We start from the raw sequence: 25,265 nt of genomic DNA, 5'->3' as shown, positions 1-25,265 counted from the left end.
ATACCCATAGGAGCCTTTTTCGTTTTAAGATCCCACCTTCACAGTTAAACACCAATTTTGAGCAGGGCTAATGGAACAGATTTACTTTGCTGGGGGCTGCCTATGGGGTGTCCAAGAGTTCATGAGGCATGTTCCTGGCGTCATCACCACGCAAGCAGGCCGAGCTAATGGCACGTCTAACAGGACAGACGTTGAGTATGATGGCTATGCGGAGTGTGTACAGATCGACTTCGACCCTGAACAGATAGCCCTAGTCGAGCTGATCGAGTGCTTGTTTGAAATAATCGATCCCTACAGCATCAACCAACAAGGCCAAGATATTGGTCCCAAATACAGAACGGGGATCTACAGTCGAGAGCGCGAACACTTGGACGAAGCACACCGAATACTCAAAAGCCGCGAGGATTATAAACAGCTGGCTATTGAGGTACTCCCCCTATCCAACTACGTCAAAAGTGATGACGAGCACCAGGACCGACTGACACGTCATCCCGAGAATCATAGTTTATGCCACATCCCGCTAACACTGCTCTATAAATACAAAAAAGCCGCTAATCGATAGCGGCTATTCAGTGTCAAAGCGTTGAGCTTAACGGTGTCCCAACAAACGACGATCACGAATCGCCTCAGCCGCTTCAGTGATCAGTTTAGGACCACGGTAGATGAAGCCTGTGTAGACCTGAACCAAGCTAGCACCCGCCTCGATCTTCTCGACAGCGTCAAAACCTTCAGTGATACCACCAGCACCAATGATAGGCAAAGCACCATCCAACTCACGTGCCAAGATTTGGATCGCACGAGTCGATAGGTTGCGTACTGGAGCACCGCTCAAACCACCCGCCTCTTTTGCAAATTCAGAGCTCTCTACACCACCTCGTTCAATGGTGGTATTGGTCGCAATCACACCATCCATCTCGTAAGTTTTGAGAAGATTAGCGGTCGTTACGAAACCCTCTTCATCCATGTCGGGCGCAATTTTGATCGCGATCGGGACGTATTTGCCGTGAATACCTGCCAAGCGGGCCTGTTCATTCTTCAGCATGTCCAAAAGAAGGTTGAGACTCTCACCCTGCTGAAGATCACGAAGACCCGGCGTGTTCGGGGAGGAGATGTTAACCGTAATATAAGTAGCGTAGGGGTAGACCTTACGCAAACAGATAAGGTAATCATCGGCCGCATTTTCATTAGGGGTATCTTTGTTCTTACCAATGTTGATACCCAGTACGCCTTTAAAGTTCGACGCCTCAACATTCTCGATCAGTCGATCTACACCCAGGTTATTAAACCCCATGCGATTGATGATCGCGCTGTGCTCAGGTATGCGGAATAGACGGGGTTTAGGGTTGCCCGGTTGAGGACGAGGAGTCACGGTACCGACTTCAACAAAACCAAAACCCATAGCCGCCAAACCGTTAATAGCACCCGCATTCTTGTCCAGACCAGCCGCTAATCCAACGGGGTTTGGAAAACGAATGCCCATGACTTCTGTTGGTGCTTCCACCATTTTCGCACCAAGAAGCTTCGGCATACCCAGATCGGCGGCCAAGTTCATACTGCTCAGTGCAAGGTCGTGAGACTTCTCGGCATCTAAGCGAAACATCAAAGAGCGGGCTAGGTCGTATAACATGATTATCCAATCGAAATTTTAGTTGGGCGAATTATACAGAGTGGTCATTCTGAATGACAGTTTGCTTAAGTCACCGGTGTCATAAATAATATTCATCTATCTATTCAGGAGATCAACCGGTGACTCAGCACAATAAGCACAACCGTTTAATGGGCATTTTAGGGGTCCAAGGCGTTGATGTCCGTGAGAACCATAGAGCCAAACAGTGGGGACGACTCTTTGAGTGGCCACTCCTATTTCTGGCGTTTTGGATACTGATCGACTGGTATTTTCAAACCACAAACCATCACGAACAGCTCGCCATTATCGGTCTCAACGACTGGGTGATCTGGGGCTTTTTTGCCTTAGATCTTGTGGTTATGTTGGCGTTGGTAGACAACAGACTACGATACCTAAAAGGCAACTGGATGAGTCTGGTCATCGTGCTAACCGGAATACCGATTTTATTGAACGCTTTAGGCTTACAAAGTGGCGTCTTAAGATCGCTGAGATTGCTGATTTTTGCCAGTATATTCACACGCCTATCTAGCGACCTTCGCTCGGTGTTGGGCCGGCATAACCTTGGAGTAACTCTGGCGATCGCACTGGGATTTCTGATCCTAGCCGCCTTCCTCATCTCTGGACTGGATCCGGCGTTTAAAAACCCGATCGATGGCTTCTGGTGGGCTTGGGTCACGATGACAACCGTCGGCTACGGCGACCTTGTTCCAACCACCCTTGAGGGTCGTATCGTTGGCATGCTTCTGATTTTGGTTGGCATCGCGATCTTTTCAATGCTGACCGCTAGTTTCTCTGTCTTTTTTATCGAAAAAGATGAAGAGGAGAAAAATGACCGGGAAGACGCTATGGTGCGACGCCTTCAGATGCTTGAAGCTCGTTTAGAGCGAATAGAACAAAACCTCAATAAAGCGGTGACTTCGTTGGAGCAGATTCAAACGCTCGAGTCTGAAAAGCGCTCACCCAAAGATTAAAGGATTAGATAACAGCGGTTAATGCTTGATCCAGTGAAGGGTATTTGAAATCAAATCCGTGCTGAGTCAACTTCGCAGGAATCACAGCCACCCCTTCAGTCAGCAGTGCAGCCCCCTCTTTGCCAAGCATCAACTTGGGCATAAAAGCTGGCATTGGGAAAAAGGTTGGACGCTTCAAGACTCTGCCAAGCTCCTCTGTAAAGACTTGGTTGGAAACTGGGTTAGGTGCGGTCAAGTTGAAAGGCCCACTCGCATCTGGGTTATCAATCAAAAATAGAATGGCGTTGACCTGATCGTCTAGATGAATCCAGGACATCATCTGCTGGCCGTCGACAATGCGACCACCTAAGCCCAGTTTAAAGGCAGGTAGCATCTTCTTCAGGGCGCCACCCTTACCAAGCACGATGCCTGTTCTCAGTAGCGCCACTCTGACACCCTCTTGTTCAGCACTTAAGGCAATGTTCTCCCAGCTTTTGCAAAGCTCACTGGAGAAGTCTTGAACCAGAGGTTGATCCGCCTCAGAAAGCGTCTGATTACTGCGAGTCGCCCCGTAAAAACCGATCGCTGAGCCACTGACTAGCACCTTGGGTTTAACCTCTTGTTGAGCAATCCAACGCACTAACTGCCCCGTAACTCCTTCACGACTGGCACGCAGGGCCACTTTTCGCGAGTGAGTCCAAGGTTTATCAGCGATCGGTAAGCCTGCTAAATTGACAATGGCATCGACAGCGGTGTTCAAGTCAGACAAATTTGAGATTGTTTGAACACCGGCCACTTTCGAGGATCGTTTGTGTATCAATAGAGTGACTCGGTCACCTCGAGCGACGAGCGCTCTAGCGACTGCATCACCAATAAACCCTGTACCGCCTGTCAAAAGAATGTGCATGCTGTTAAACCCTTAACTGTTTGCTTTATCTACGTCCCATGCTAGCGTTCGGACTGCTAAAGCTAAAGGAAGAATCGATAATGTTTACTGGTATTGTTCAAGGTGTGGCGACAGTCACTGCCCTCACCCCAGCCGATAATTTTATGACATTGCAGCTTGAGTTCCCGGAAAACTGTTGTGATAACTTCCAGATCGGAGCCAGTGTCGGACTTAATGGTACTTGTTTAACGATTACCTCATTTGAAGGTAACAGAGCCAAGTTTGATGCGATCCAATCGACACTAGAACTGACCAACCTTGGCGATTTGCAGGTCGGGTCACTGGTCAATTTTGAACGTGCCGCTAAGATTGGCGATGAGATTGGTGGGCACCTAATGTCGGGCCATATTTGCGACCGAGTAGCGATAACAGCGATCGAAAAGACAGAGACCAATTGCCGAGTTGAGTTTGATCGTCCGAGCCAATGGGCACCCTATCTATTGGATAAAGGGTTTGTCGGACTGAATGGCTGTAGTTTGACGATGACGCAAGTAACGGATGACCGTTTCTCTGTTTGGCTAATCCCAGAAACCTTGGAGCGCACACTGTTTGGCAAAGCTAAGGTAGGTGATCTGATCAACCTAGAGATCGACCCTCAAACGCAAGCGATTGTCGATACGGTCGAACGATACCTTCAGGAGCGCGGCAAAAACTGATCTCTGTGCTGCGCGATTAACTGCTCTAACTCAGTTGAGATAGAACGAACATTGGCGCGACGCCTCAGCTCTAGAGGCGTCAGCAGCCAGTAGCTTCGTATAAAGCTAATCTCCTTTGGCAGAACCTGAACAAAACGCGGGTCATCTTGCACCATATAATGGGGTAACACCCCAAACCCTCCACCATTAGCAATAAACTGGAATTGGGACATCACGGTTGCCCCCTGAAAGCGCTCAATCAGTTGGTCATCGATCAATCGGTTAAACCCTAACTGCTCAGTGTAGAGTATATCGGGAATATAACCGGCAAACGGGTGCTGTTTAACCGATTCAATATCCTCTAAATCTACGGAATTATTCTGCAGATACTCACGACCTACATAGAGAAAAAGCTGGTAGTCCGTCAGTTTCTTACAATGAATATCCCGCCTCTCAGAGGGCTCCAATGTGATCGCTATGTCCACCTCACGCTTCATCAAGTTAAGGCTCTGTGGAACGGGTACCAAGCGTAGGTTTAGATCAGGGTTACGATGGACAAAATGGGTTAATTGATTTGCTATAAAGAGGTTTCCCAAACCATCTGGCGCCCCAATTCTTAGGTTCCCGGATAGGGATCGCTGATCTGAAGCCGCTCTCTCTTTGGTCAAGACAGTAATGTCTTCACACTGTTGAGCCAGAGGCAAAACAGCTTCACCGGCCGGAGTGAGGTGCAAGCCTTTATCATCCGCCTCAAACAGTGGGGTTTGCAACGCATCTTCAAGAGCGGCTATTCGACGCGACACCGTTGTATGGTTCACGCCCATTCGTTTTGCTGCAGTCAAATAACGACCCGCGCGAGCGACCTCGAGAAAGTAACGCAGATCGTTCCAATTCAATTTATCATCCATCATCTGTGCAATTTAGCACAACAAACCAGCAAAATAATCAAAAATTACTGCACAAATAATCATAAGATGGTGCACACACTAATAAGCATAGAAAGGATAACGCCATGTCTACTGTCAAAGATCTTGGAACTTACGATTACGTCATCGTTGGCGCTGGGTCTGCCGGCTGTGTATTAGCCAACCGTTTGAGTCAAGATCCAAATACTCGTGTGCTTCTGCTTGAAGCGGGTGGCAGTGACAACCAGTTTTGGGTACATGTTCCAGTGGGTTACCTCTACTGTATAGGCAACCCAAAAACTGACTGGTGTTTCTCAACCGATGCCGAAGAGGGGCTTAATGGTCGTTCACTTATCTACCCTCGCGGTAAAGTAATGGGGGGCTGCTCTTCGATTAACGGCATGATCTACATGCGTGGGCAAGAGCGTGACTATGATGAGTGGGCATCATTAGGCAATCAAGGCTGGAGCTGGCAAGAGGTTCTTCCTTATTTCAAACGCTCTGAACGACACTACCAACCCGCTGATGAGTTCCACAATGATAAAGGGGAACTGTTCGTTCAAGAGCAGCGCTTGAGCTGGCCGATTCTAGAAGCCGTTCGAGAGGCGGCTGAAGAGGTTGATGTACCGAAAACCTCAGACTTCAACCGTGGTGATAATGAGGGTTCAGGTTATTTCCCAGTTAACCAAAAAAATGGCATTCGCTGGAATGCACGCAAAGCCTTTATCAACCCCGTTAAAGCACGTCCTAATCTCACCATTATGACTCACGCTCAAGTCACCAAGCTGCGTATTGAAAACCGACGCGTTGTGGGTGCTGATCTCATCGTTAACGGGCAAGTTGCGAGCGTAACGACCGATAAAGAGCTACTGCTCAGTGCCGGTGCGATCAATTCGCCACAAATTCTACAGCTTTCTGGCATTGGCCCTGCCAAGGTTTTAGCGGAGCACAAAATCGAGATGGTGCACGAGCTCCCTGGTGTCGGTGAAAACCTACAGGACCACCTACAGTTGCGAACCATCTACACCGTTGAAAACACAAAAACTCTGAATGAGTGGCAGTCAACCCTGTTGGGTAAAGCGCAAATTGCGGCTGAATACTTCTTAAAACGTTCAGGCCCAATGTCAATGGCCCCCAGTCAGCTCGGTATCTTTACTAAATCCTCGGATGAGCATGCTACGGCGAACATTGAGTATCACGTTCAACCTCTATCGCTTGAGAAATTCGGTGAGGATCTGCACGAGTTTCCGGCTATCACCGTCTCGGTCTGTAACCTGCGTCCAGAGAGCCGCGGTACCTGTCATATTCAATCGACCGATCCTAATGTTCCGCCAGCAATTAAACCGAACTACCTTTCGACGGACGGCGATCGCAAGGTTGCAGCAGATAGCTTACGCCACGCTCGCAAGCTAATGGCGACTCAGCGTTTACGTGAATTTAATCCAATTGAGTTAAAACCGGGCGCACAGTTTCAATCGGATGAAGAGCTCGCGAAGGCCGCAGGTGATGTCGGTACAACAATATTCCACCCGGTCGGCACCGCAAAAATGGGCAGTGATGAGATGTCCGTTGTGGATGCGCGATTGAGAGTGCACGGCATTGACGGTCTGCGCGTAGTGGATGGTTCAGTGATGCCAACCCTTACCTCGGGTAATACTCATGCACCGATCACTATGATTGCAGAGAAAGCGTCTGACATGATCCTTGAGGATAACGCTTAAACTAAAAGGGGCAGATCAATGATCTGCCCCTTTGGGATTGAGACTATTTGTAGATTCGCTCATCAAAAGGATCTACAGGCTCTTCCAGCATTTCGTCCTCTTTGAAGAAGAGTACGCGTCCTTCGAACTTAAACCCCTTAGTCGAGAACCAGCGTTCTGCCTGTTCACGCTCCTCTTCCGCTTTTCTCACCTCCAACCAAGCCATCACGACTCGATAGAAGAAGATACCAAACAGAGCAGCACTCGCGCCTAAGAAGAAATCAGAGGCTAGAGCGAAAATCAGTAGCACCAATGCAACAATCCAGACCTTAGAGCTTCGCGCATTTTTCAGTGCATCGTTTTCAGCCCCGTACTGATCTAGAAAGTTCAGGTAACGACGGTAGTTCTGTTGCAGATCAAACTTAATCGCAGAATCGATAGAGATAGCCATACCGATGACTCCTATTACACCAAGCTCTTACTGACGACTTCATAAACATCGGGCGACAGCGCCTTCTGCTTCATGATGCGTTCCAGTTGAGCTCTCATTAACTTTTGCTTATCACTAGTATAGCGCTTCCAGCGAGTTAAAGGCGTTAACATTCGCGATGCAATTTGAGGGTTCTGTTCATTCAAGCGAATGATCCAATCAGCCAAGTATTGGTAACCCGAGCCATCCGGCGCATGGAATTGAACTGGGTTTGCACTGGCAAAAGCACCAATCAGACTGCGCAGTTTATTGGGGTTTTTTGCATCAAATAGCTCATCGTTTTCAAGTGCTTTAACTCGATCCAGAGCGCCCTCTTTGGAGTCACAGGCCTGCAGTGAGAACCAACTGTTCATCACCAGCGCTTCACCTGACCACTGCTGCTTGAATGCCGCAAGCGCCTGTTTAGCTGCTTGGGCATCTTCAGAGTGAACCAGTGCCGCCAGTGCAGACTGTTGATCCGTCATATTGTCAGCGCTGTTGAACTGCTCCATTGCTAACTCAATGGCGCCTTCATAGTTAGCCGCGATCAGGTAACTCAAGGCTAAATTTTTCAGACTGCGCTTAGCCACTTGATCTGCAGTTGGTTGGTAAGCCTCTTTAGAGGTGCAACGCTGATAGACTGCCAACCACTCTGGTGCTAGGGCTTTGCCTAGGGCTTTAACAAAGGCTTTACGAGTCGCGTGAATTGCTTCAACGTCAATGACCTCAGCCAATTCACTCAGATAAGCCTCGCTTGGCAAAGTGCATAACTTAGCCAGCATCGCCTCATCTAAAGACTCATCTTCCAGTAACGCTCGCCAAGCATCTAAAAGCGCTGAGTTGGGTTCGACCGCCGCACCCGCAATGCCTGCTTGCAGTTTGTTCACTAAGTAGCGCTGTCCCGACTCCCAACGGTTAAAGCCGTCAGTATCAAAACGCATCAGATGCAGCAGTTGCTCATCCGTGTAGTTAAAACGCAACTTAATCGGTGCTGAGAAGCCGCGAAGCAGAGACGGAGTTGGCTGTTCAGAAAGGCCTTCGAAACTAATGCTCTGTACCTCTTCCGTAAGTTCCAAAACACCTGAAGAGAGTTCCGTCCCCTCCTGTGTGAGCAGTCCAAAACGGATGGGCATATGGAAGGGTGCTTTATGATCTTGACCTGGAGTGCTTGGGCAGCTCTGTTTAAAGGTCAGCTGGTAGGTTCCTGATGCAGCATCCCACTGATCAGAGACCTCAACCACAGGAGTACCTGCTTGGGAATACCAGCGTTTAAACTGTGTTAAGTCGCGCCCTGAAGCCTCTTCCATCGCGGCCACAAAGTCATCCGTCGTAACGGCCTGGCCATCATGACGATCAAAGTAGAGATCCGTACCTTTTCTGAAGGTCTCTTCACCCAAAAGCTGATGGATCATGCGCACCACTTCTGCGCCTTTCTCATAGACGGTCAGCGTGTAAAAGTTTGAGATCTCGATAAACGATTCCGGTCTCACCGCATGCGCTATGGGGCCAGCGTCTTCAGCAAATTGTGCCGTTCGCAGCAGTGTCACATCTTCGATTCGCTTCACGGTTCGCGAGTTCATATCGGCCGAGAACTCCGCATCACGAAAGACGGTAAAGCCCTCTTTAAGACTTAACTGGAACCAGTCACGACAGGTGACACGGTTGCCTGACCAGTTATGGAAGTACTCATGAGCAACCACCGCCTCTACTCGCTGAAACCCAAGATCTGTTGTGGTCTTTTGACTGGCTAATACACAACTGGTGTTGAAGATATTGAGCCCTTTATTCTCCATCGCACCCATGTTGAAGAAGTCGACGGCCACGATCATGTAGATATCAAGATCGTACTCACGGCCATACACCTCTTCATCCCAGCGCATCGATCTCTTTAGGGAGTCCATCGCATAGGCAAGCTTGTCGTGATCTTTAGGTTCAGCAAAAATTTGCAGCTGAACTTCACGTCCAGAGGCTGTTGTGAACTGATCTTCAATGCAGCTTAAATCACCCGCCACTAAAGCAAATAGGTAGGCGGGTTTGGGGTGTGGATCCTGCCAAGTAACCCAGTGACGTCCGTCATCAGTGACCCCTTTATCAACGGCGTTACCGTTGGATAGCAACACGGGATACTGTTCGGGATCAGCAATGATGGTTGTCTCAAACAGGGACATCACATCAGGGCGATCAAGGTAATAAGTGATGCGTCTAAAGCCCTCTGCCTCACATTGGGTACAGAAGACACCATCCGAACGGTAGAGACCCTCCAATGCAGTGTTCAGCTGTGGCTGAATGCAACAGAGCGTTTGCAAGGTAAATTGATCAGGAACAACCGCAATCGTCAGTGATTCATCCGTGACCTTATACTCGCCTTCAGGCACCTGTTGGTCATTAATGCAGATTCGTTTGAGCTGAAGGTCTTTATCGCCATTTAAAATCAGAGGGGCATTGCGAAGATGAGAGTCGGGGTTACGACGCATCTGCAACGTCGCAAAGACTAACGTCTCCTCTTCATCCAACTCAAAACGAAGCGCTACTGAATCGATCAAAAATTCAGGAACACGATAATCTTTTAGATAAATTGTGTTGGGTTGTGCACTCAAGATTGTCTCTCCAATCACGCGAAAAATTTAATGTTGTAGGCGCCAAACTTGCGCAGGTTGATCACGCCCGTATCTAACATGAGGTACTGGCCTTTAACCCCTTCTAGGATGCCCTCTACAACGGGCGTTTTATCAAAGTTAAAACTGGTTACCTTGGCAGGGTGGTTACGCACTGGGAAGTTAATTTTAACGACCTCTGCATCAAGCTTACGGATCGCATCGCCAGATTGAGCACTGATGAGCTGTTGCAAGGGCTCATCACAGAGTTCAAACAGACGATCGCGCTCCTGTTTCAGATCAAGAGGCAGAACATCGCCTTTCAACATGGCACGCCAATTGGTTTTATCGGCCACCTGTTTAGCAAATATCGTTTCAACAAGACCTGACTGCAGGCGGTTATCGACCTCCATAATCGGAAGTGCTTGCACAGCACCCTGATCAATCCAGCGAGTCGGGATCTGGGTTTTGCGAGTAATTCCCACCTTGAGCCCCGAAGAGTTGGCTAGATAGACGATGTGTGGGGCAAAACAGTTCTTCAAACCCCAGCTTTCATCACGACAGGTTCCTTCGGCAAAGTGACAGGTTTCAGGCTTAACGATACAGGTGTCACAGCCCGGAAGTTTTTTGAAACAGGGGTAACAGAAACCTTGATTGAAACTTTTATTGGATTTACGACCACAGGAGAGGCAGTTGATTTGTCCGATGTATTCAAGGCGAATGGGTTGGCCAATAAAATCATTCACTAACGGACCAGCCTCGCCGTTCAGGGATAGCTCATAACGGACAGGAGAGTCGAGATGCACTCGCATCTTCTCCAATATACCCTCTGCTCGCAGCGATAAAGCGTCATTAGTCATCGGTTAGGATTCTCAACACGTCAGGCTGCATTGGATCCGAACCATGCTGTTTTCCATCAGGACGAGTACGATCGATGAAACCTACACGCTGATCCTCTGGAATATCACGCGCCACCTCATAGGCAATGACCGCACGCATACTGGTCTCACGCTGTTCAGGAGATAGTTTTTCACCATTGGGCCATTTACCAATTTCAACGGCCACTTTGAGCGCCTGATAGACATCAGGCGTCATGGTTTCGATCATTTTTTCGTAATTCAAACCGCTACCCATTCATTCAAATTTCAAGCGTTCAGAATACCATAGAGAGGATCGTTTGAGAGGGCTTTTGATACTGGCTTTTAAGAGGATTTGGGCAGCCAAACTCGGCTAATCAGTGCGAAGGCCAAACCCGACAGCAGACCGGCCAAATGAGCGGTATTAGCAATAGCCCCTAAACCTATGAATTCCAGCGCTCCGGTATATCCCAGAGCCAACCAAAAAATCATGAACCCAAACAGCGCTTTAGGGAGCCTAAACAATGGCCTACTGCTCAATTGATCCCATAACCAGGTGTAACCCAACACAGCAAAGACGACACCAGAGAGGCCACCAAAGAGCGGGCCCGTCACCCAAAACTGAGCCAGATTAGAGAGAGCTGCCGAGAAAAGCACCAGCAGCAAGAAGTGGGTCGTCCCCTGAAGGCGCTCTATCGAACCACCGATCATCCAGACCCAAAGCAGGTTAAACAAGATATGTAGCAGAGAGAAGTGCATAAACATCGGAGTCCAAATCCGCCACAACTCTCCCGATGAGAGCATAGTACTCAGTGTGTGATACTCAATCTGGCTGGAGCTGAGTGTAAAGTCGGCAAAACTGAATCTCACCATCCAGCTGGCATTGCCACCGAAATCGATGAGCAGCGTGATGATGGCCGATAGGAAAATCAGTAAAGCCGTCGCAGGCAGTTGTTTTAGCTCTGAAATTTTAAAGGGGGATCGGCTTTTAGGGTTGTGAACTTGCACATTGATGCTAGCGAGATCCCCACCCTCTCGCCAATATTGAAAGAGTTCGAGGACTTTTTCGCGGTTAATGTGGGCCGCAACAAAGAGTGTTTGGCTGTCACCCTCTTCCACCACCCGATGAGGAATGGCGTTAGCCCATAAAAATTGGGTGAACTCTGTTAGATCGACCGTTAGATCGGTTTTAACCACAGGAACCACTAGCGCGGGAACTCCGCATCGACATCGACCCAGATGAACTTGCTGCTATCGAGCGTCTTTTCACCATCGAATCGGTAGGCCACCAACTTACCGTATTTAACCGCACTGTAATCTAGGCAGGCGATGTTATCGGCAACCGGTTTAGGTTCACCTTCACACCAGTAGTGGCCGATAAACAGTGGCCGCTCATCGCGCGAATAGAACTGCAGATCCACGTAATCAGCGGGTGTTAGCTCGGTACGAGCTATATGCTCCGGCAAAGGATCAGGTTGAAACACCACATCCCCCATTCGTTTAGGCTCTTGCGCCCAGAAACGAGTTCTGAAGAAGTGGCGTCTAAATCCATCTTTGCTGATCATCACTTCATTGTTGGGCAGTCGCAAATGGGTGCCACGGGTCAATCGATCCATGACCAAGAACTCAAAACTGTGCGGTTTGACAGAGTTCAAAAGAAATTGCTTATCCACGACTGGAGCAGAACCTACTCGCTCTTTTAAACGGTTGATCAAGGTTGAGTGCCAACAGGCATGCACCACTCGCAGATCATCATGCTCGATGAACAGTGGAATCGACTCAATCCAATCCAACAGCTCTTGTTCATCCGATTGACGATGAGCAAATTGATCTAAAGTCTCTTGAACAATGCGTTGGTGTCTGGGCGTGTGCTCACGAAGAAAGTCACCACTACCAACACCCTTAGGCGTTTTATAACAATAGTAGTTGTATTCGTGGTTACCCATGACAATTTCGGCGCCCGACTTTTCCACCATGGCCCGAACGATCTCATAGGTCTCAACAATGCGTGGACCACGATCGATTACATCACCGAGGAAAATAACGCGGCGGTTAGGGTGACGGTATGCACCATCAATTTCCCTGTATCCCATGCGGTTGAGCAGAAGCTTTAAACTCTCGCCGCAGCCGTGGATATCGCCAATTAAATCTATACCCTGTCTCTGCAAAACTACTTATCCCAGAGCTTTGAGCTCCAACCGAGCTTGGTCCGGCAGGTGCTGTAAAAATCGTAGTTTTCTGGGTGGAGCAGGCGCAGCTTTTGTGGCTTCTTACTGATCGTCACGGTATCACCAGGCGCCAAAGCGATGTTACTTTGGCCATCACAGGCTACGGACGGGTATGTTTCATTATTTTCACTGATCACCAGTTTCAGCTCAGAGTTACCGTCTACCACAATTGGGCGGCTTGATAGTGTATGCGGGAACATTGGAACTAAGACCAACGCGTCCAGTTTAGGGTGCATCAGAGGACCACCGGCTGACAGTGAGTAGGCGGTAGATCCTGTTGGTGTTGCGACGATCAAACCATCTGAACGCTGGGTGTAGACATACTGACCTTCAATCCAGAGTTCAAACTCAATCATTCGAGTCGCTTTACCTGGGTGCAACACACAGTCGTTAAGGGCCGTTGTCTCGGCGATGGGTTCGCCATTGCGCTTCACGGTGACATCCAGCAAGAAACGCTTATCAACTACGTAGTGGCCTTCTAGAACCTGATCGACCATCTCTTCGATCTCTTCAGGTTTAATATCCGTTAGGAAGCCAAGATTACCGCGGTTAACACCCAACACAGGCACATTTGACGACGCCAATGAGCGTGCAGCCCCAAGCAGACTTCCGTCACCACCCACTACGATCACAAGATCAGCCACTTCGCCCATCAGCTTTTGCGGCGAGACCTGCAGACCATGGCCAGGCATTAGCTCTGAAATCTTATCGTCAATGACAATGTTCAAATGACGCTGCTCAAGAAAGCGAATGAGCTGCTTCATGGTATCGATGACTTTTTTACTTCCTAAGCGGCCTATAAGACCAATATTGCGAAATTGATACATACCCTGTGCGTTTCCCTGCGGATATCAATGAATGATTAGACAGCAGTATAAAGCTTGTAGAGGGAGAACGTTAGCCGACCTAGGTGTTAAAAGCCGTTAAAAAGGGAGAGGGCCGACAAACTCATTTGCCAGACGGTTGATACGTTCTTGCTGAGCCCTAAGACCTTGCAAACCTCCGGTATGAACCATCAGTAGACGCTTCCCTGTTAAACGATGCTTGAGATACTGACGATTCAGATAGTGGAATACTCGCAAGGTATAGATTGGGTCTAGCAGTAGACCTAGAATCTGAGCTCGAACCTGCGTGGCCGCTAGTTCAGCAGTCACCTTGCCATAGCGTTGCTGCAGAGCCACCTCAATAGACCACTGCACGGATTGCTCCGTTTGAAGATGACCTGCTTGTGTCAGCAGCTCACTGACACGTTCATTTAGGTCGGCGAGGCTTCCTAGAGCAGACAACCCAATCAGCTCGACTCCATCAGGCGCTCCAGCGACTAAACCCGCCAAAGTTCCCCCAGATCCCACCGCCACATAGACCTGATCGTAGACGCGATTCTGCAAACAGGCTTGATGCCAGATAGAGGCACAGCCTTCGACGGCGCTATGATTACTTCCCCCTTCCGGTATCCAGTAGGGATTGATTAACTGATATTGATCCGCCAGCGACTGAGTAGGCTTTTCACGATAGGTGTCACGATCGATGAATATCAACTGCATGCCGCAGGCTTTAGCATCCTCAAGTGTTGGTGTGGATTGAGGTTCACCGCGAATAAAACCAACCGACTTAAGCCCTAGATTCTGTGCCGCGTAGGCCAGTGCGTGAATATGGTTGGAGTGAGGACCTCCAAAGCTGGCCACTAGATCACCAAGGTTGAGTTTAGAGAGATTAGGGAGCAGTTTGAACCACTTATTGCCCGAAATCAGACGATCAGTTTGATCTAGACGCAATAAATCAAAACTAAAGCCGTTAGGTAGATTTATAGTTTCGATAGAGATTGAAGGTGTCTGCATGAATCAGAACTCGATATGGTGGGCGAAGAGGGGTTCGAACCCCCGACCCTCTGCTTGTAAGGCAGATGCTCTCCCAACTGAGCTATTCGCCCATATCGTAGGCGTGTGCTAATTCGTTGGAGCATTGTCATCGACGATGCGATGAATCGCGACCTTTTCAAGATCGCTCCAACAAAAGCTGCAGAATCAGAGAACTGCGAACTCGTAAATGGCGGAACGGACGGGACTTAGCGACCCTGAACATCCCACATGAGCTGACAGGCAGGTATTCTAACTTGTCAATCTCAAAATGGCGGAACGGACGGGACTCGAACCCGCGACCCCCTGCGTGACAGGCAGGTATTCTAACCAACTGAACTACCGCTCCGTTATGGTGGGCGAAGAGGGGTTCGAACCCCCGACCCTCTGCTTGTAAGGCAGATGCTCTCCCAACTGAGCTATTCGCCCATAACGGTGGTTTGTCTTGCGACGTAATCTTTCAAACCAATTCATGAAAGATGGCGGAACGGACGGGACTCGAACCCGCGACCCCCTGCGTGACAGGCAGGTATTCTAACCAACTGAACTACCGCTCCGTTATGGTGGGCGAAGAGGGGTTCGAACCCCCGACCCTCTGCTTGTAAGGCAGATGCTCTCCCAACTGAGCTATTCGCCCATAACGGTGGCTTACGCCGTATCTGTAGGAGCATTGTCGAAGACGATGCGAAAATCGCGACCTTTGCAAGATCGCTCCTACAAGAAGTGCAGAATTAGAGGACTGCAATCTCATAAATGGCGGAACGGACGGGACTCGAACCCGCGACCCCCTGCGTGACAGGCAGGTATTCTAACCAACTGAACTACCGCTCCAGCAGTAACTGAGCATTGCTGCTCAAGAACAGGGTGCGAATTTTAATGGCTTTTCGATCAGAGTCAAACCTTTATCCGATATTTTTCTAAAAAATAGCGATTTTTTTAAACCAAACTGAAGGTTGATTATTTGTTAACCTACGCGCTGGATAAATTAGAGAGAAATGACATGTCCGCCGTTACCGCTCAATTGACTCGCCTCTTCGACGAATTCAAAACCGAATGCAAACAACAGGGTAACCCAACACTTCTGGTTGAAGAGGATTGGTTGAGCCCTGCACTGCTGCCAGGCTATGAGGTTGACCAAGAGTCTGAGTGGTTACCCAGCCCTATCAATAACTCGACTCTGGACATGTTTGAGCGACTTTCAGAAGCTCTAGAGATAGAGATTCCCCAATCGATCATTGATTACTACACCAGTTATTGGTCACAACCCATCTTAGCAACCCATACCGAGGGCGAATTAAGTCTCATCTTTGTCTGGAACCCTGAGGATCTGGAGCGCTTAAGAGAGAACCTCATTGGCCATGCTCTGAACAAAAGACGCTTGCGACAAAACATCAGCTTCTTCTTTGCTACTACTGAACCGGATGGCGATCAGATACTTTCGGTGGAGAGCGACACAGGTCGTGTGCTTCTAGAGAAGCCAGGACAGAAAAAGTTCAGTGTCATTGCTGAAGATCTAGAGAGCTTTCTCAGCCAGGTGAATTGTATCCATCACCAGTGACCCAACTGATTAGGAGATCGATTAACCAATCGACCTAGCCAAAAGACGACTGATTTGGCACAGATCAACGCCAGATTCGCTACGCCACTGGTTAAATGCTTCTTGAACCAGAAGTAGATCACGTTTAGCCGAGGGACGCTTATCAACAACGCCCTGCGCCTTTAACGCGACCACTACATCATCTGTCAGGACTGGACTGTCGCGACCGACAATTCGAAGTGCATAGGCTCCTGAGTTACCACCCAACTGTGATCCCTCTTTTTTCAGATAGGCCCATAAGCCAACGACGGTGTCCTCGACCGGCCAATCAGCCAAAAACTGACCAAAGCTACCCTGTTTTTGACTGACCTCATGAATCATCAAAGCGTTGATACGAGTTGCTTTAATTTTTCCAAAGTGGCGAATGAGATCCCTGTTCTGCATTAAGGCATCAAGGTGATCATCACTCATCAACGAGACCTTTTCAGGATCGAAACCAAAGAATGCTTTCTCAAAAGCGGGCCACTTACCGTCCACTAACGAGCGCTTGAGCCCTGCACAGAAGATACGCCAGGTCATCGCCGACAATATACGATCGTCCGGTGTTGCCATAAGTTCTGTCCGATTAGCCGCCCGTGGACCCAGCAGCTCGGCATCGCTCCAATCGGGGTAAAAATGCTTAGCCTGTTGCAGAAGGTGTGAAAAAGGTTTCATCAGTGATCCGGTTCAAAGTTAAGAGATGCAGAGTTAACACAGTAGCGAACACCGGTTGGCTGTGGACCATCGGGGAATATATGCCCCAAATGAGATCCACACTGACTGCAGGTGATTTCTGTACGCACCATACCATGTGAATGGTCGGGATGCTGATCCACCCTACCCTCACCCAACTCATCAAAGAAGCTAGGCCAACCACATCCAGAATCATATTTCAGAGAGCTATCAAAGAGTTCAGCATCACAGCATTTACAGCGATAAAGACCTGATCGCTTCTCATCAAAATAGGCCCCAGTGAAAGCGCGCTCTGTCCCTTTCTGGCGACATATGTAGAACTCTTCAGGTGACAATTTATCTCGCCAGTACTCATCGTCTTTTAAATCATCATATTGCATTGTGAAAAACCTCTCTAAGAGCTCGGTAAACTCTATACCCAAACCGAGCAAAGTCGTATAGTTACAACTAACACGGTTTGCTTATCAACACGTTGGTAGTACGACGTATTCTACTCAAATCGATCCCCTTTAAATTAATCTCCCCGTGAGAAGAGCTCTACCGATGTCTCAGATTAGAAAGTCCAACAAACTCAACAATGTATGTTACGACATTCGTGGACCTGTCCTTCAAGAAGCAAAACGCTTGGAAGAGGATGGCCACAAAATTTTAAAACTGAATATCGGTAACCCGGCCCCATGGGGCTTCGATGCCCCTGACGAGATTGTTCAAGACGTAATCTACAACTTGCCAAGCGCGCAGGGTTATTGTGATTCAAAAGGGCTGTTTGCAGCTCGTAAAGCGGTCATGCAGGAGTCACAACGCAAAGGCATCAAAGATGTCACCATTGAAGATATCTACATTGGGAACGGTGTCTCAGAGCTGATCGTGATGGCAATGCAGGGGCTTCTCAACGATAACGACGAGATGTTAATCCCTGCACCAGACTATCCGCTATGGACCGCAGCCGTCAGCCTAGCAGGGGGTACACCGGTTCACTATCAGTGTGACGAGGAGCGCGAGTGGTTCCCAAATATAGAGGATATTCGCAGCAAAATTTCTGAGCACACCCGTGGGATAGTAGTGATCAACCCCAACAACCCAACTGGTGCGCTGTACCCAGAATCGGTCCTTAAAGAGATTATCGAATTAGCGCGTGAACACAATCTGATCATCTTTGCTGACGAGATCTACGATAAAATTCTTTACGACGAAGCGAAACACACCTCGATCGCATCACTGACAGATGATGTGTTGGTCTGTACGTTTAACGGATTATCCAAGACTTACCGTGCGGCGGGCTTCCGTTCAGGTTGGATGTTTATAAGTGGTCCTAAGCACACGGCAACCGACTACATCGAAGGCTTAGAGATGCTGGCGAACATGCGTCTGTGTGCAAACGTACCGGCGCAGAATGCCATTCAAACTGCACTTGGCGGATACCAATCGATCAATGAACTGATTGTTCCTGGTGGTCGCCTATGCGATCAGCGAGATATCGCCTACAAGATGCTAAATGAGATCCCCGGTGTCAGCTGCGTTAAACCCAAAGGGGCAATGTACTGTTTTGTGAAGTTAGATCCCGAGATCCATCCCATCAGCAACGATGAGAAATTCGCACTGGATCTACTTCAGCAGCAAAAGGTGCTAATTGTGCATGGTAGCGGTTTCAACCTTCCGGATACTCAGCACTTTAGGATTGTATTTTTACCGGAACCAAGACTCTTGGAAGATGCCATCTCTAGAATTGGCACCTTCCTGAAAACCTACAAACAGTAACCCGAGCTCTACGGAATGGAGCCATGTCGTATCACTGTCACAATTAGCGACTATAGTGCGACTAACTAACAGGAGTAGTTATGTTTTTAAAGATCAAAAAAGATCGCGGTATTAAGATGAACCACAACGGCATGGATAAGAAGCTGGTTGTGGACATCACATCAAACTTTCTAATCAACATGGCGCACATTGGTGAGATCTCTTTCTACTCACAACATGAACCGCGCCAGCGCGTTGACCTAGCGGGACACTCATTTACTCAACCGGCAGGCACTCTGGTCATTCACTTGCAAATGGCTCACACCTACGCATCGATGACCGGTGATAGTCGTGAAGGGATCAACCGCGTGCGTGAAAAGGTCTACTACAAACTCTATTTCGCACCAGAGAACATCGACTCTTACCAAGAGTTGCGTAACGCTATCGAAGCTCGCGTCGTTAACCTTTAAGAGTTCACCTTTAAGGTTGAATTTAGGTTGCTTCGCCACAATTTGTGTTAATAGATAAATTGTTTGAGGAAGCAACCTAAATGCTCAGAATAATCCTTTTCTTAGCGACCAACCTTGCCATCATTCTGGTGGCCAGCTTGACGCTTAACATCCTTGGCGTTGGTCCATACCTAACATCGAACGGCCTAGACCTTGGCGCTCTACTAGCCTTTTGTGCAGTGTTTGGTTTTGCCGGCTCATTTATCTCTCTGTTTATCTCTAAGTGGATGGCGAAGAGAACAACGGGCACTCAAATTATTGAGCAACCTCGCAATGCCGAGGAGAAATGGCTGGTTGAAACGGTGGCAGAACTGGCTCAAAAAGCCGGTATTGGCATGCCAGAAGTGGGGGTATTCCCATCCAATGCAGCGAATGCCTTTGCGACTGGCTGGAATAAGAACAACGCACTGGTTGCGGTCAGTAGCGGTCTGCTTTCGCGATTCAAAGCCGATGAAGTGAAAGCGGTGCTAGCACACGAGGTAGGTCACGTTGCGAATGGCGACATGGTGACTCTGTCGTTGATTCAAGGGATTATCAATACCTTTGTGATGTTCTTAGCTCGTATCGTCGGTTACGCCGTTGATAGCTTCTTGCGCCGTGGCGATAACTCAGGCGGTGTTGGTATAGGCTTTTACATCGCGACCTTTATCGCTGAGATGGTCTTTGCCGTATTTGCTCATATGATTGTGGCTTGGTTCTCGCGTCGCCGTGAGTTCCGGGCAGATGAAGCGGGTGCAGACCTAGCGAGCAAGCAGGGCATGATTAATGCTTTGCAAAGACTGCAGGCTGAATCGGGTCAAGCGCAAGAGCTATCCGGACAGCTCACGGCCTTTGGCATCAGCAGCATTAAGAAGCAGGGCTTTATGGAGATGTTTGCGAGCCACCCTCCTCTAGCAGCTCGTATTGAGGCTCTGCAAAACCGCCGTTAAATTCCGACTCGGTAGATAACTGCGTCTCGATAACCGGTGTGCACCGCCACCACACCGGTTAGTTTTCGATCCAGCTCTGGGTCACCACTGTCAATAATAAGCGGGCGCCCATTAAGTCCGACGATTTTAGAGCGTGTCGCAACGACATAGAGACCCGGTAGACCTACCTTTTGAATCAGCTGCGGGCTCAACTGTTGATTACCGCGACCAAGAAGATGCCCCTGCCCGCCAATCGGTGTGATGACAATCTTGAAAGGCGCATCCCCCACTAGCTCAAGTAACTGCTGTGCTGAACAATCACTAGCGACAACCTCTCCATCTTTAATAAGATCGGTACCCAACAGCGTATTTTCGAGTCCCAACTCATCCATGATCGCCGCGACGGTTGTGCCGGATCCCATCACATAGAGAAGTTCGGGATCCATCTGCTCAACAAAATCGGCCGCGATATCAGCGACTACAAGCTCTTCAACCTCTTTGCCGCCCTCTTTCACAGACTGCACATACTGATGCTCTGCAGGCACAAGCAGTTCGCCATAATATTTTGCACGAACTCGGCCCTGCCTAAACTCAGACTCATCAATATCGCGAACCTCAGCCTGCTCCATGCGAACCAGACGCCCTTCGATAAGATCAGTAATTAATGACCCTGCTAGCGAAGGGGTCAGGGTATAGACGCCTGAATGAATCTTCACACCCGCCGGAACGCCAAGGACAGGCACCTGTTGCCCAATGGCTTCATAAATATTGCGTGCCGTACCGTCACCACCCGCAAACAGAATGAGATCGACACCCTCGTCAACCATTGCTCTAGCAGCGATCAACGTATCCTCTGCACTGGTCGGCCAGTGCTGCGGTGAACCTAAGACAAGGCACTCTAACTTTAACTCTTTAATTGACTCTTCACCCATGGCACCGCCCCAGGTAAACAGCTCAATTTGATCACTCTTTATGGCCTCAAGGGCGTGACGCATTTTGACCGGAGCAAGCTGCTGAGCACCTCGGCTTAAAGCCTCATCTCTGATCGCTTCACCATCACTCCCTTTCAATGCAACACTGCCACCAATACCGGCATAAGGGTTGACCAATACGCCTAAGCGAAACTTCATACCTGCACCTCATCCACCTTAAACCCTAAAGCTGCAAGCTGAACTTTCATCGCGCCTGTCGTCTGACCGGTCAGCTTCAGCGATGAAAACTCTCGACGCACCGGGTAACTCTTTCTCAATTGATCAAAGGCTTTAGGTTGATTTTCCGCAGGGGTCAAAGAGTCTATAAAACGCTGATGATCCTCCTTTATGGAGTAGACAGATTGAATCACCAGTTGAATCGTTGTCTGTTGAGTTAATTCAAGTTTTGGGGTCGGGTAATCTGTCAAAAGGCCGTCGAAAGCCGCAGAAACCTCAAGACCTAAAATCTCACAGTAACGCTCATAAAGCATGTAAGTTCCGCGTAACTTACCTTCTAAACTGTAACCCGCTATATGGGGCGTACCGATCAACACACGACAGGCCAATTCACGGTCGACTGTCGGCTCCTCTTCCCACACATCCATCACCAAGGTGACGTCGGTTCTCTGCTTGGCAAAGCTTAAGAGCGCTTCACCATCGATGGTGGGCCCCCGTCCTGCATTTAAAAGCAGTGCTCCTGGAATCAGCTGCTGCAAAAGCGACTCGCCAATCAAGTGATGGGTTGCATGCTCACCGCTGTTGGTTAACGGCAGATGACAACAGACAACATCCGACTGGGCCATTAACTGCGCGAGAGGGGTATCTATAAAGGTTGGGTCCCGAAGAGCACGAGGGGGATCTGATACAAGGACATTAACCCCCAGCGCAGTTAAACGGCTAACTAACCGAGAGCCAACATTACCAGCACCGACCACCCCGTATGAGAGATTCCGTGGATCTAAGGCTCTCTGTTCGGCATATTCATAAATAGCTGCTAGCGCATAATCCACAACTGAATCGGCGTTACAGCCTGCTGCGTTAGAAAAGGGAATTGCGCGCTCAGTCAAGTAGTGAGAATCCAGATGATCCATACCTATGGTCGCCGAACCGACAAATTCTAACGGTTTAGTCTCACTCAATAACTGTGCATTAACTTGGGTAATAGAACGTACGAGAAGCGTATCAGCTTCAGCCAACTGACTGGGTTCTATTGAGCGACCCGCCACACGGCGAACTTCACCGAAGGAGGAGAACAATGTCTCAACGGCCGGCATATTCTCATCTGCAACAATGACTTTTTTGAGCTTTATCATGAACACCCCTTTTGAAGAGCTGTATTATACGGCCTATCGATAAAAGTGCGATCTGAACTGATACCACTGATCCGGTGTAAAAAGCCGTGTAAATAAACGTAAAGTTGGTTCACTGTTAGGCTCGAGCATGAAAACATACGCACAATAGAGTTAGGAATTTAAGTGACTAATCCACCTAAGCGAATCGTTATCAGTCTGTTCCTGATCAGTTCCATAGTACTTTTAACTTGGGCTTCTCAACTCTTTTTGGGACCGAAACCGGTGTCACATTGTGATATCAACAGCGGCAGATGCGAAGTCGTTAACGATGATATTCGGTACCGCTTTACACTGGGACCGATGCCAGCTCGATCTCTGAACAATATGACTCTGACGGCTGAAACTGATCTACCTGGGATCAATCGAGTTTGGGTCGATCTGCAAGGCGCCGATATGTACATGGGCGTTAACCAGTTTGAAATGGAAAAGAGTGAACACCTTTGGCAGGGACGGACTCAGTTAGCCGTCTGCACCACAGGGACGATGACCTGGCTAGCAAAGGTGATTTTTGAAACGGATTCGAAACAAGAGATTGTTGAATTGAGGTTTGACGCACGATGAAGACTCGCAATAAAAATCTACTCGTTATTGTGATGCTGATATTGGCAGCCGTCATTGTTAGCTTGGTTTACCTAAAGCCCAATAACAGTTACCAACCGATTCAGCTGGGTGGTGAGTTTCAGGGTAAAAGTATTGATGGCGATCTGTCACTGAGTGACTTCAGAGGCAAGTTGGTACTGCTCTATTTTGGCTACACATCTTGCCCAGACATCTGCCCCACTTCTTTAACCAGTATGAAGTTTGCTTTCAATGAACTCGATGATGAGCAACTAAACCAAATTCAACCCATTTTTTACAGCGTCGACCCTGATCGGGATTCACTGGAACAGCTACAGGTCTACTCTCAGTTTTTCTCGCCTCTCATTCTTGGTATGACCGGCAGCCGTCAGCAGATCGACAGCGCGATTAAACTGTACGGGGCTTACTATCGAATGGTCGAGCAGCCTGATTCAGCGATGGGCTACACCGTCGACCACTCTTCTAAAATCTATCTAATCGATCAACAAGGTGAGTTTCTAGGAAGCGTCTCACACAACAATCCCAACCAACTTGTTGAGAAAATCCGTTCCATCTTGCAGTAGGAAACTAAGATGAAAAAACTGTTAATCGCGTCACTTTTAACCAGCACCCTTGCCCAGGCCGAGGTCGAGATTTCAGATGCGCGTGTGCGTGCTGTTCCACCGGGCCAGAAAATGACCGGCGCATTCATGGATATCAAAAACAGTGGTGCCGATCTTCAAGTGGTTTCAGCTGAGTCCTCTATCTCTAAAGTGGTCGAGCTGCATACTCATATCAAAGATGGTGAAGTGATGCGTATGCGAAAAATTCCTGCCATTGATCTGCCAGCAAACAGCACCACTCATTTGAAACCAGGCGGCCTACATGTGATGTTTATCGGACTAAAGGAGCCACTCTCCATCGATCAGACAATCGATCTGAAATTAAATTTCAGTGATGGAACTAGCCAAGCATTAGAAGTGCCCGTCAAAATGATTCAAAAGCCTGGTATGAAAAAAGAGATGAAGCACGATATGCAGCATTGATCGATCAGCACATCTTACAGCCACGGGTACGACTGTCGAAGTGGCTGTAGAGTGCTAGACAGGCATCAACCTCTGACTCCAACACTCCCAGCAGTGCCGCTTTATAACCGTCAATATACTCCACCCGATATCCGTCTATCTCTTGAGTCACCCGATAGGATTTGAAACCGACACGATAGACCCCTGAGTAGTGTGGATAATCCATTAGAGATTGCTCTTGGTATGCCACCACTGGCCAACTCTGCTCAATTTTCAGCGCCGGCACTTTTAATGGGTTATCGTTATGCAACGCAAGAAAGTACTGTAACTGCTCGACATGATCAAATACACCGAGCACCCACACACCTCGATCTGATTGACCCAGTTCCTGCTCACCTTCAGCGTAAAGATACTCTTTTGTCGGCAGCGTCAATCTTAGATAGTTAAAGCGATTAGTAACGCTAGCAAAGAGAGACCAGTCATCGCCTTTGGCCTGTAAAAGCCAATCGGTTGCAGTGATGCTTAACTGGCGCACGAATAACTCTCTAATTGGAACTGATCGACACTCAGAGGCTCCACAGCATAGAGTGTTCTCAGAGCTTCGCTGAGCGCTTTCAAGCGTGGGTTCATTCCATTGTCGAGCAGTTGATGCACCCTGTTAAGAACAGCCTCTTTAAAGCTATCTGAAGCTCCTAACCCTTGAGAGAGGTTATCGGCACTGAAATGAAATTTTCGACCCGCCGATACCGTTAGAATCCACTCATAAGCTTGAGGGGATACCTCCACTCGCTCAAACTCGGCTTGCTCTTCTTCTGTACGGCCATCTGGCTTGTACCAGTAACCGAAATCTTCAAGCAGTCGTCTTTTTGGACCCGCCACACACCAGTGAGCAATCTCGTGCAATGCGCTTGCAAAGAAGCCATGTGCAAAGATAATTCGATGATGAGGATAATCGGAATCGGCAGGCAAGTAGATAGGCTCCCCATCACCGCGAACCAGTTCGGTATTAAGGGATTCCAAAAAGAGAGTATTAAAACACTCAATCAGTTGATCGACTTGAGGATCGAGATCCATATCAGGCTCCAGAAAAAGACCGTTAGATTATAGTCGGGTTAAAGTCTGTAATTAATCTGACAGGCACAAAAAAAGCGCCATATGGCGCTTTTTTC

General features: G+C 48.6%; 28 protein-coding genes and 6 tRNA genes. 11 read left to right on the top strand and 23 right to left on the bottom strand.

What is annotated here, in order from left to right:
- The first annotated feature begins 70 nt into the window (after positions 1–70).
- On the top strand, positions 71–562 hold the full coding sequence (locus XMG48_RS03100; RefSeq protein ID WP_173480582.1) for a peptide-methionine (S)-S-oxide reductase: 492 nt from the start codon (positions 71–73) through the stop codon (positions 560–562).
- Between the two features lie 27 nt (positions 563–589).
- Here XMG48_RS03100 and XMG48_RS03095 read toward each other — a convergent pair whose 3' ends face one another.
- Positions 590–1,627, bottom strand: coding sequence for a quinone-dependent dihydroorotate dehydrogenase (locus XMG48_RS03095; protein ID WP_173480581.1), 1,038 nt, complete (start codon positions 1,625–1,627; stop codon positions 590–592).
- A 119-nt stretch (positions 1,628–1,746) separates the two neighbouring features.
- Between XMG48_RS03095 and XMG48_RS03090 the strand changes: the two genes are divergently transcribed.
- Complete coding sequence (locus XMG48_RS03090; protein ID WP_173480580.1) at positions 1,747–2,598, top strand: ion channel; 852 nt, start codon at positions 1,747–1,749, stop codon at positions 2,596–2,598.
- A 4-nt stretch (positions 2,599–2,602) separates the two neighbouring features.
- Here the strand turns inward: XMG48_RS03090 and XMG48_RS03085 are convergent, their stop codons facing one another.
- Positions 2,603–3,484 (bottom strand): TIGR01777 family oxidoreductase, encoded by an 882-nt coding sequence (locus tag XMG48_RS03085; protein WP_173480579.1) that lies wholly within the window; start codon positions 3,482–3,484, stop codon positions 2,603–2,605.
- An 80-nt stretch (positions 3,485–3,564) separates the two neighbouring features.
- Between XMG48_RS03085 and XMG48_RS03080 the strand changes: the two genes are divergently transcribed.
- Positions 3,565–4,179 (top strand): riboflavin synthase subunit alpha, encoded by a 615-nt coding sequence (locus XMG48_RS03080; protein WP_173480578.1) that lies wholly within the window; start codon positions 3,565–3,567, stop codon positions 4,177–4,179.
- On the opposite strand, the gene XMG48_RS03075 is transcribed toward XMG48_RS03080, so the two are convergent.
- Positions 4,158–5,054, bottom strand: coding sequence for a LysR family transcriptional regulator (locus XMG48_RS03075; protein WP_173480577.1), 897 nt, complete (start codon positions 5,052–5,054; stop codon positions 4,158–4,160). The two genes, XMG48_RS03080 and XMG48_RS03075, sit on opposite strands and share 22 nt — an antisense overlap.
- A gap of 116 nt (positions 5,055–5,170) precedes the next feature.
- Here XMG48_RS03075 and XMG48_RS03070 point away from each other — a divergent pair, with 116 nt between their 5' ends.
- On the top strand, positions 5,171–6,784 hold the full coding sequence (locus tag XMG48_RS03070) for a GMC family oxidoreductase (protein WP_173480576.1): 1,614 nt from the start codon (positions 5,171–5,173) through the stop codon (positions 6,782–6,784).
- A 43-nt stretch (positions 6,785–6,827) separates the two neighbouring features.
- On the opposite strand, the gene XMG48_RS03065 is transcribed toward XMG48_RS03070, so the two are convergent.
- The 14 genes from XMG48_RS03065 to XMG48_RS03000 form a co-directional block, all read right to left on the bottom strand.
- Complete coding sequence (locus XMG48_RS03065; protein ID WP_173480575.1) at positions 6,828–7,214, bottom strand: hypothetical protein; 387 nt, start codon at positions 7,212–7,214, stop codon at positions 6,828–6,830.
- 14 nt (positions 7,215–7,228) lie between these two features.
- Positions 7,229–9,832: an aminopeptidase N gene (pepN, locus tag XMG48_RS03060; RefSeq protein WP_173480760.1), complete on the bottom strand. Its 2,604-nt coding sequence runs from the start codon at positions 9,830–9,832 to the stop codon at positions 7,229–7,231.
- 11 nt (positions 9,833–9,843) lie between these two features.
- Positions 9,844–10,686 (bottom strand): DUF2797 domain-containing protein, encoded by an 843-nt coding sequence (locus XMG48_RS03055; protein ID WP_173480574.1) that lies wholly within the window; start codon positions 10,684–10,686, stop codon positions 9,844–9,846.
- Complete coding sequence (locus XMG48_RS03050; RefSeq protein ID WP_173480573.1) at positions 10,679–10,948, bottom strand: YeaC family protein; 270 nt, start codon at positions 10,946–10,948, stop codon at positions 10,679–10,681. Before XMG48_RS03050 ends, XMG48_RS03055 begins: the two co-directional genes overlap by 8 nt.
- 80 nt (positions 10,949–11,028) lie before the next feature.
- Complete coding sequence (locus tag XMG48_RS03045; protein WP_173480572.1) at positions 11,029–11,889, bottom strand: rhomboid family intramembrane serine protease; 861 nt, start codon at positions 11,887–11,889, stop codon at positions 11,029–11,031.
- Positions 11,889–12,851: a metallophosphoesterase gene (locus tag XMG48_RS03040; RefSeq protein WP_173480571.1), complete on the bottom strand. Its 963-nt coding sequence runs from the start codon at positions 12,849–12,851 to the stop codon at positions 11,889–11,891. Before XMG48_RS03040 ends, XMG48_RS03045 begins: the two co-directional genes overlap by 1 nt.
- Before the next feature lie 2 nt (positions 12,852–12,853).
- Positions 12,854–13,738: an NAD(+) kinase gene (locus tag XMG48_RS03035; protein WP_173480570.1), complete on the bottom strand. Its 885-nt coding sequence runs from the start codon at positions 13,736–13,738 to the stop codon at positions 12,854–12,856.
- A gap of 96 nt (positions 13,739–13,834) precedes the next feature.
- The gene (locus XMG48_RS03030; protein WP_173480569.1) at positions 13,835–14,749 is read right to left on the bottom strand and encodes a 1-aminocyclopropane-1-carboxylate deaminase/D-cysteine desulfhydrase; all 915 of its coding nucleotides are present in this window, start codon (positions 14,747–14,749) and stop codon (positions 13,835–13,837) included.
- Between the two features lie 16 nt (positions 14,750–14,765).
- Positions 14,766–14,841, bottom strand: a tRNA-Val gene (locus XMG48_RS03025).
- A gap of 198 nt (positions 14,842–15,039) precedes the next feature.
- A tRNA-Asp gene (locus XMG48_RS03020) sits at positions 15,040–15,116 on the bottom strand.
- 4 nt (positions 15,117–15,120) lie between these two features.
- Positions 15,121–15,196, bottom strand: a tRNA-Val gene (locus tag XMG48_RS03015).
- 51 nt (positions 15,197–15,247) lie between these two features.
- Positions 15,248–15,324: transfer RNA gene (locus XMG48_RS03010), tRNA-Asp, on the bottom strand.
- 4 nt (positions 15,325–15,328) lie between these two features.
- Positions 15,329–15,404: transfer RNA gene (locus XMG48_RS03005), tRNA-Val, on the bottom strand.
- A gap of 117 nt (positions 15,405–15,521) precedes the next feature.
- Positions 15,522–15,598 (bottom strand) — tRNA-Asp (locus XMG48_RS03000).
- A gap of 169 nt (positions 15,599–15,767) precedes the next feature.
- On the opposite strand from XMG48_RS03000, the gene XMG48_RS02995 reads away from it, so the two are divergent.
- Positions 15,768–16,325, top strand: coding sequence for a SecY-interacting protein Syd (locus XMG48_RS02995; RefSeq protein ID WP_173480568.1), 558 nt, complete (start codon positions 15,768–15,770; stop codon positions 16,323–16,325).
- Positions 16,326–16,346: 21 nt separating this feature from the next.
- Here the strand turns inward: XMG48_RS02995 and XMG48_RS02990 are convergent, their stop codons facing one another.
- On the bottom strand, positions 16,347–17,018 hold the full coding sequence (locus tag XMG48_RS02990; protein WP_173480567.1) for a DNA-3-methyladenine glycosylase I: 672 nt from the start codon (positions 17,016–17,018) through the stop codon (positions 16,347–16,349).
- The gene (msrB, locus tag XMG48_RS02985; RefSeq protein ID WP_173480566.1) at positions 17,018–17,416 is read right to left on the bottom strand and encodes a peptide-methionine (R)-S-oxide reductase MsrB; all 399 of its coding nucleotides are present in this window, start codon (positions 17,414–17,416) and stop codon (positions 17,018–17,020) included. Before msrB ends, XMG48_RS02990 begins: the two co-directional genes overlap by 1 nt.
- A gap of 163 nt (positions 17,417–17,579) precedes the next feature.
- On the opposite strand from msrB, the gene XMG48_RS02980 reads away from it, so the two are divergent.
- From XMG48_RS02980 to htpX, 3 genes are all read left to right on the top strand, one after another.
- Positions 17,580–18,794 carry a pyridoxal phosphate-dependent aminotransferase gene (locus XMG48_RS02980; protein ID WP_173480565.1) on the top strand — a complete coding sequence of 405 codons (1,215 nt, stop codon included), beginning with the start codon at positions 17,580–17,582 and terminating at the stop codon, positions 18,792–18,794.
- A gap of 80 nt (positions 18,795–18,874) precedes the next feature.
- Positions 18,875–19,243, top strand: a complete 369-nt coding sequence (locus XMG48_RS02975; protein ID WP_173480564.1) for a hypothetical protein — start codon at positions 18,875–18,877, stop codon at positions 19,241–19,243.
- Between the two features lie 80 nt (positions 19,244–19,323).
- Positions 19,324–20,211, top strand: coding sequence for a protease HtpX (gene htpX, locus XMG48_RS02970; RefSeq protein WP_173480563.1), 888 nt, complete (start codon positions 19,324–19,326; stop codon positions 20,209–20,211).
- Here the strand turns inward: htpX and XMG48_RS02965 are convergent.
- Positions 20,208–21,320 (bottom strand): ATP-NAD kinase family protein, encoded by a 1,113-nt coding sequence (locus tag XMG48_RS02965; protein WP_173480562.1) that lies wholly within the window; start codon positions 21,318–21,320, stop codon positions 20,208–20,210. The two genes, htpX and XMG48_RS02965, sit on opposite strands and share 4 nt — an antisense overlap.
- Positions 21,317–22,474 carry a 4-phosphoerythronate dehydrogenase gene (locus tag XMG48_RS02960; protein WP_173480561.1) on the bottom strand — a complete coding sequence of 386 codons (1,158 nt, stop codon included), beginning with the start codon at positions 22,472–22,474 and terminating at the stop codon, positions 21,317–21,319. The genes XMG48_RS02965 and XMG48_RS02960 overlap by 4 nt, the downstream gene beginning before the upstream one ends.
- A gap of 162 nt (positions 22,475–22,636) precedes the next feature.
- Between XMG48_RS02960 and XMG48_RS02955 the strand changes: the two genes are divergently transcribed.
- From XMG48_RS02955 to XMG48_RS02945, 3 genes are read left to right on the top strand one after another with little or no spacing between them, the layout of a single operon-like run.
- Positions 22,637–23,074: a hypothetical protein gene (locus XMG48_RS02955; RefSeq protein WP_173480560.1), complete on the top strand. Its 438-nt coding sequence runs from the start codon at positions 22,637–22,639 to the stop codon at positions 23,072–23,074.
- The gene (locus XMG48_RS02950; RefSeq protein ID WP_173480559.1) at positions 23,071–23,655 is read left to right on the top strand and encodes an SCO family protein; all 585 of its coding nucleotides are present in this window, start codon (positions 23,071–23,073) and stop codon (positions 23,653–23,655) included. The genes XMG48_RS02955 and XMG48_RS02950 overlap by 4 nt, the downstream gene beginning before the upstream one ends.
- Positions 23,656–23,664: 9 nt before the next feature.
- The gene (locus tag XMG48_RS02945) at positions 23,665–24,117 is read left to right on the top strand and encodes a copper chaperone PCu(A)C (RefSeq protein ID WP_173480558.1); all 453 of its coding nucleotides are present in this window, start codon (positions 23,665–23,667) and stop codon (positions 24,115–24,117) included.
- Between the two features lie 4 nt (positions 24,118–24,121).
- Here XMG48_RS02945 and XMG48_RS02940 read toward each other — a convergent pair whose 3' ends face one another.
- The gene (locus XMG48_RS02940) at positions 24,122–24,631 is read right to left on the bottom strand and encodes a hypothetical protein (RefSeq protein ID WP_173480557.1); all 510 of its coding nucleotides are present in this window, start codon (positions 24,629–24,631) and stop codon (positions 24,122–24,124) included.
- Positions 24,619–25,170 (bottom strand): elongation factor P hydroxylase, encoded by a 552-nt coding sequence (locus XMG48_RS02935; protein ID WP_173480556.1) that lies wholly within the window; start codon positions 25,168–25,170, stop codon positions 24,619–24,621. Before XMG48_RS02935 ends, XMG48_RS02940 begins: the two co-directional genes overlap by 13 nt.
- Positions 25,171–25,265 lie beyond the last annotated feature (95 nt).

It is taken from the genome of Marinobacterium sp. xm-g-48, from assembly GCF_013282925.1.
Lineage (GTDB): Bacteria > Pseudomonadota > Gammaproteobacteria > Pseudomonadales > Balneatricaceae > Marinobacterium_E.
Note: the sequence above shows the minus strand (reverse complement) of the source record. Positions and strands in the feature narration are given on the sequence as shown.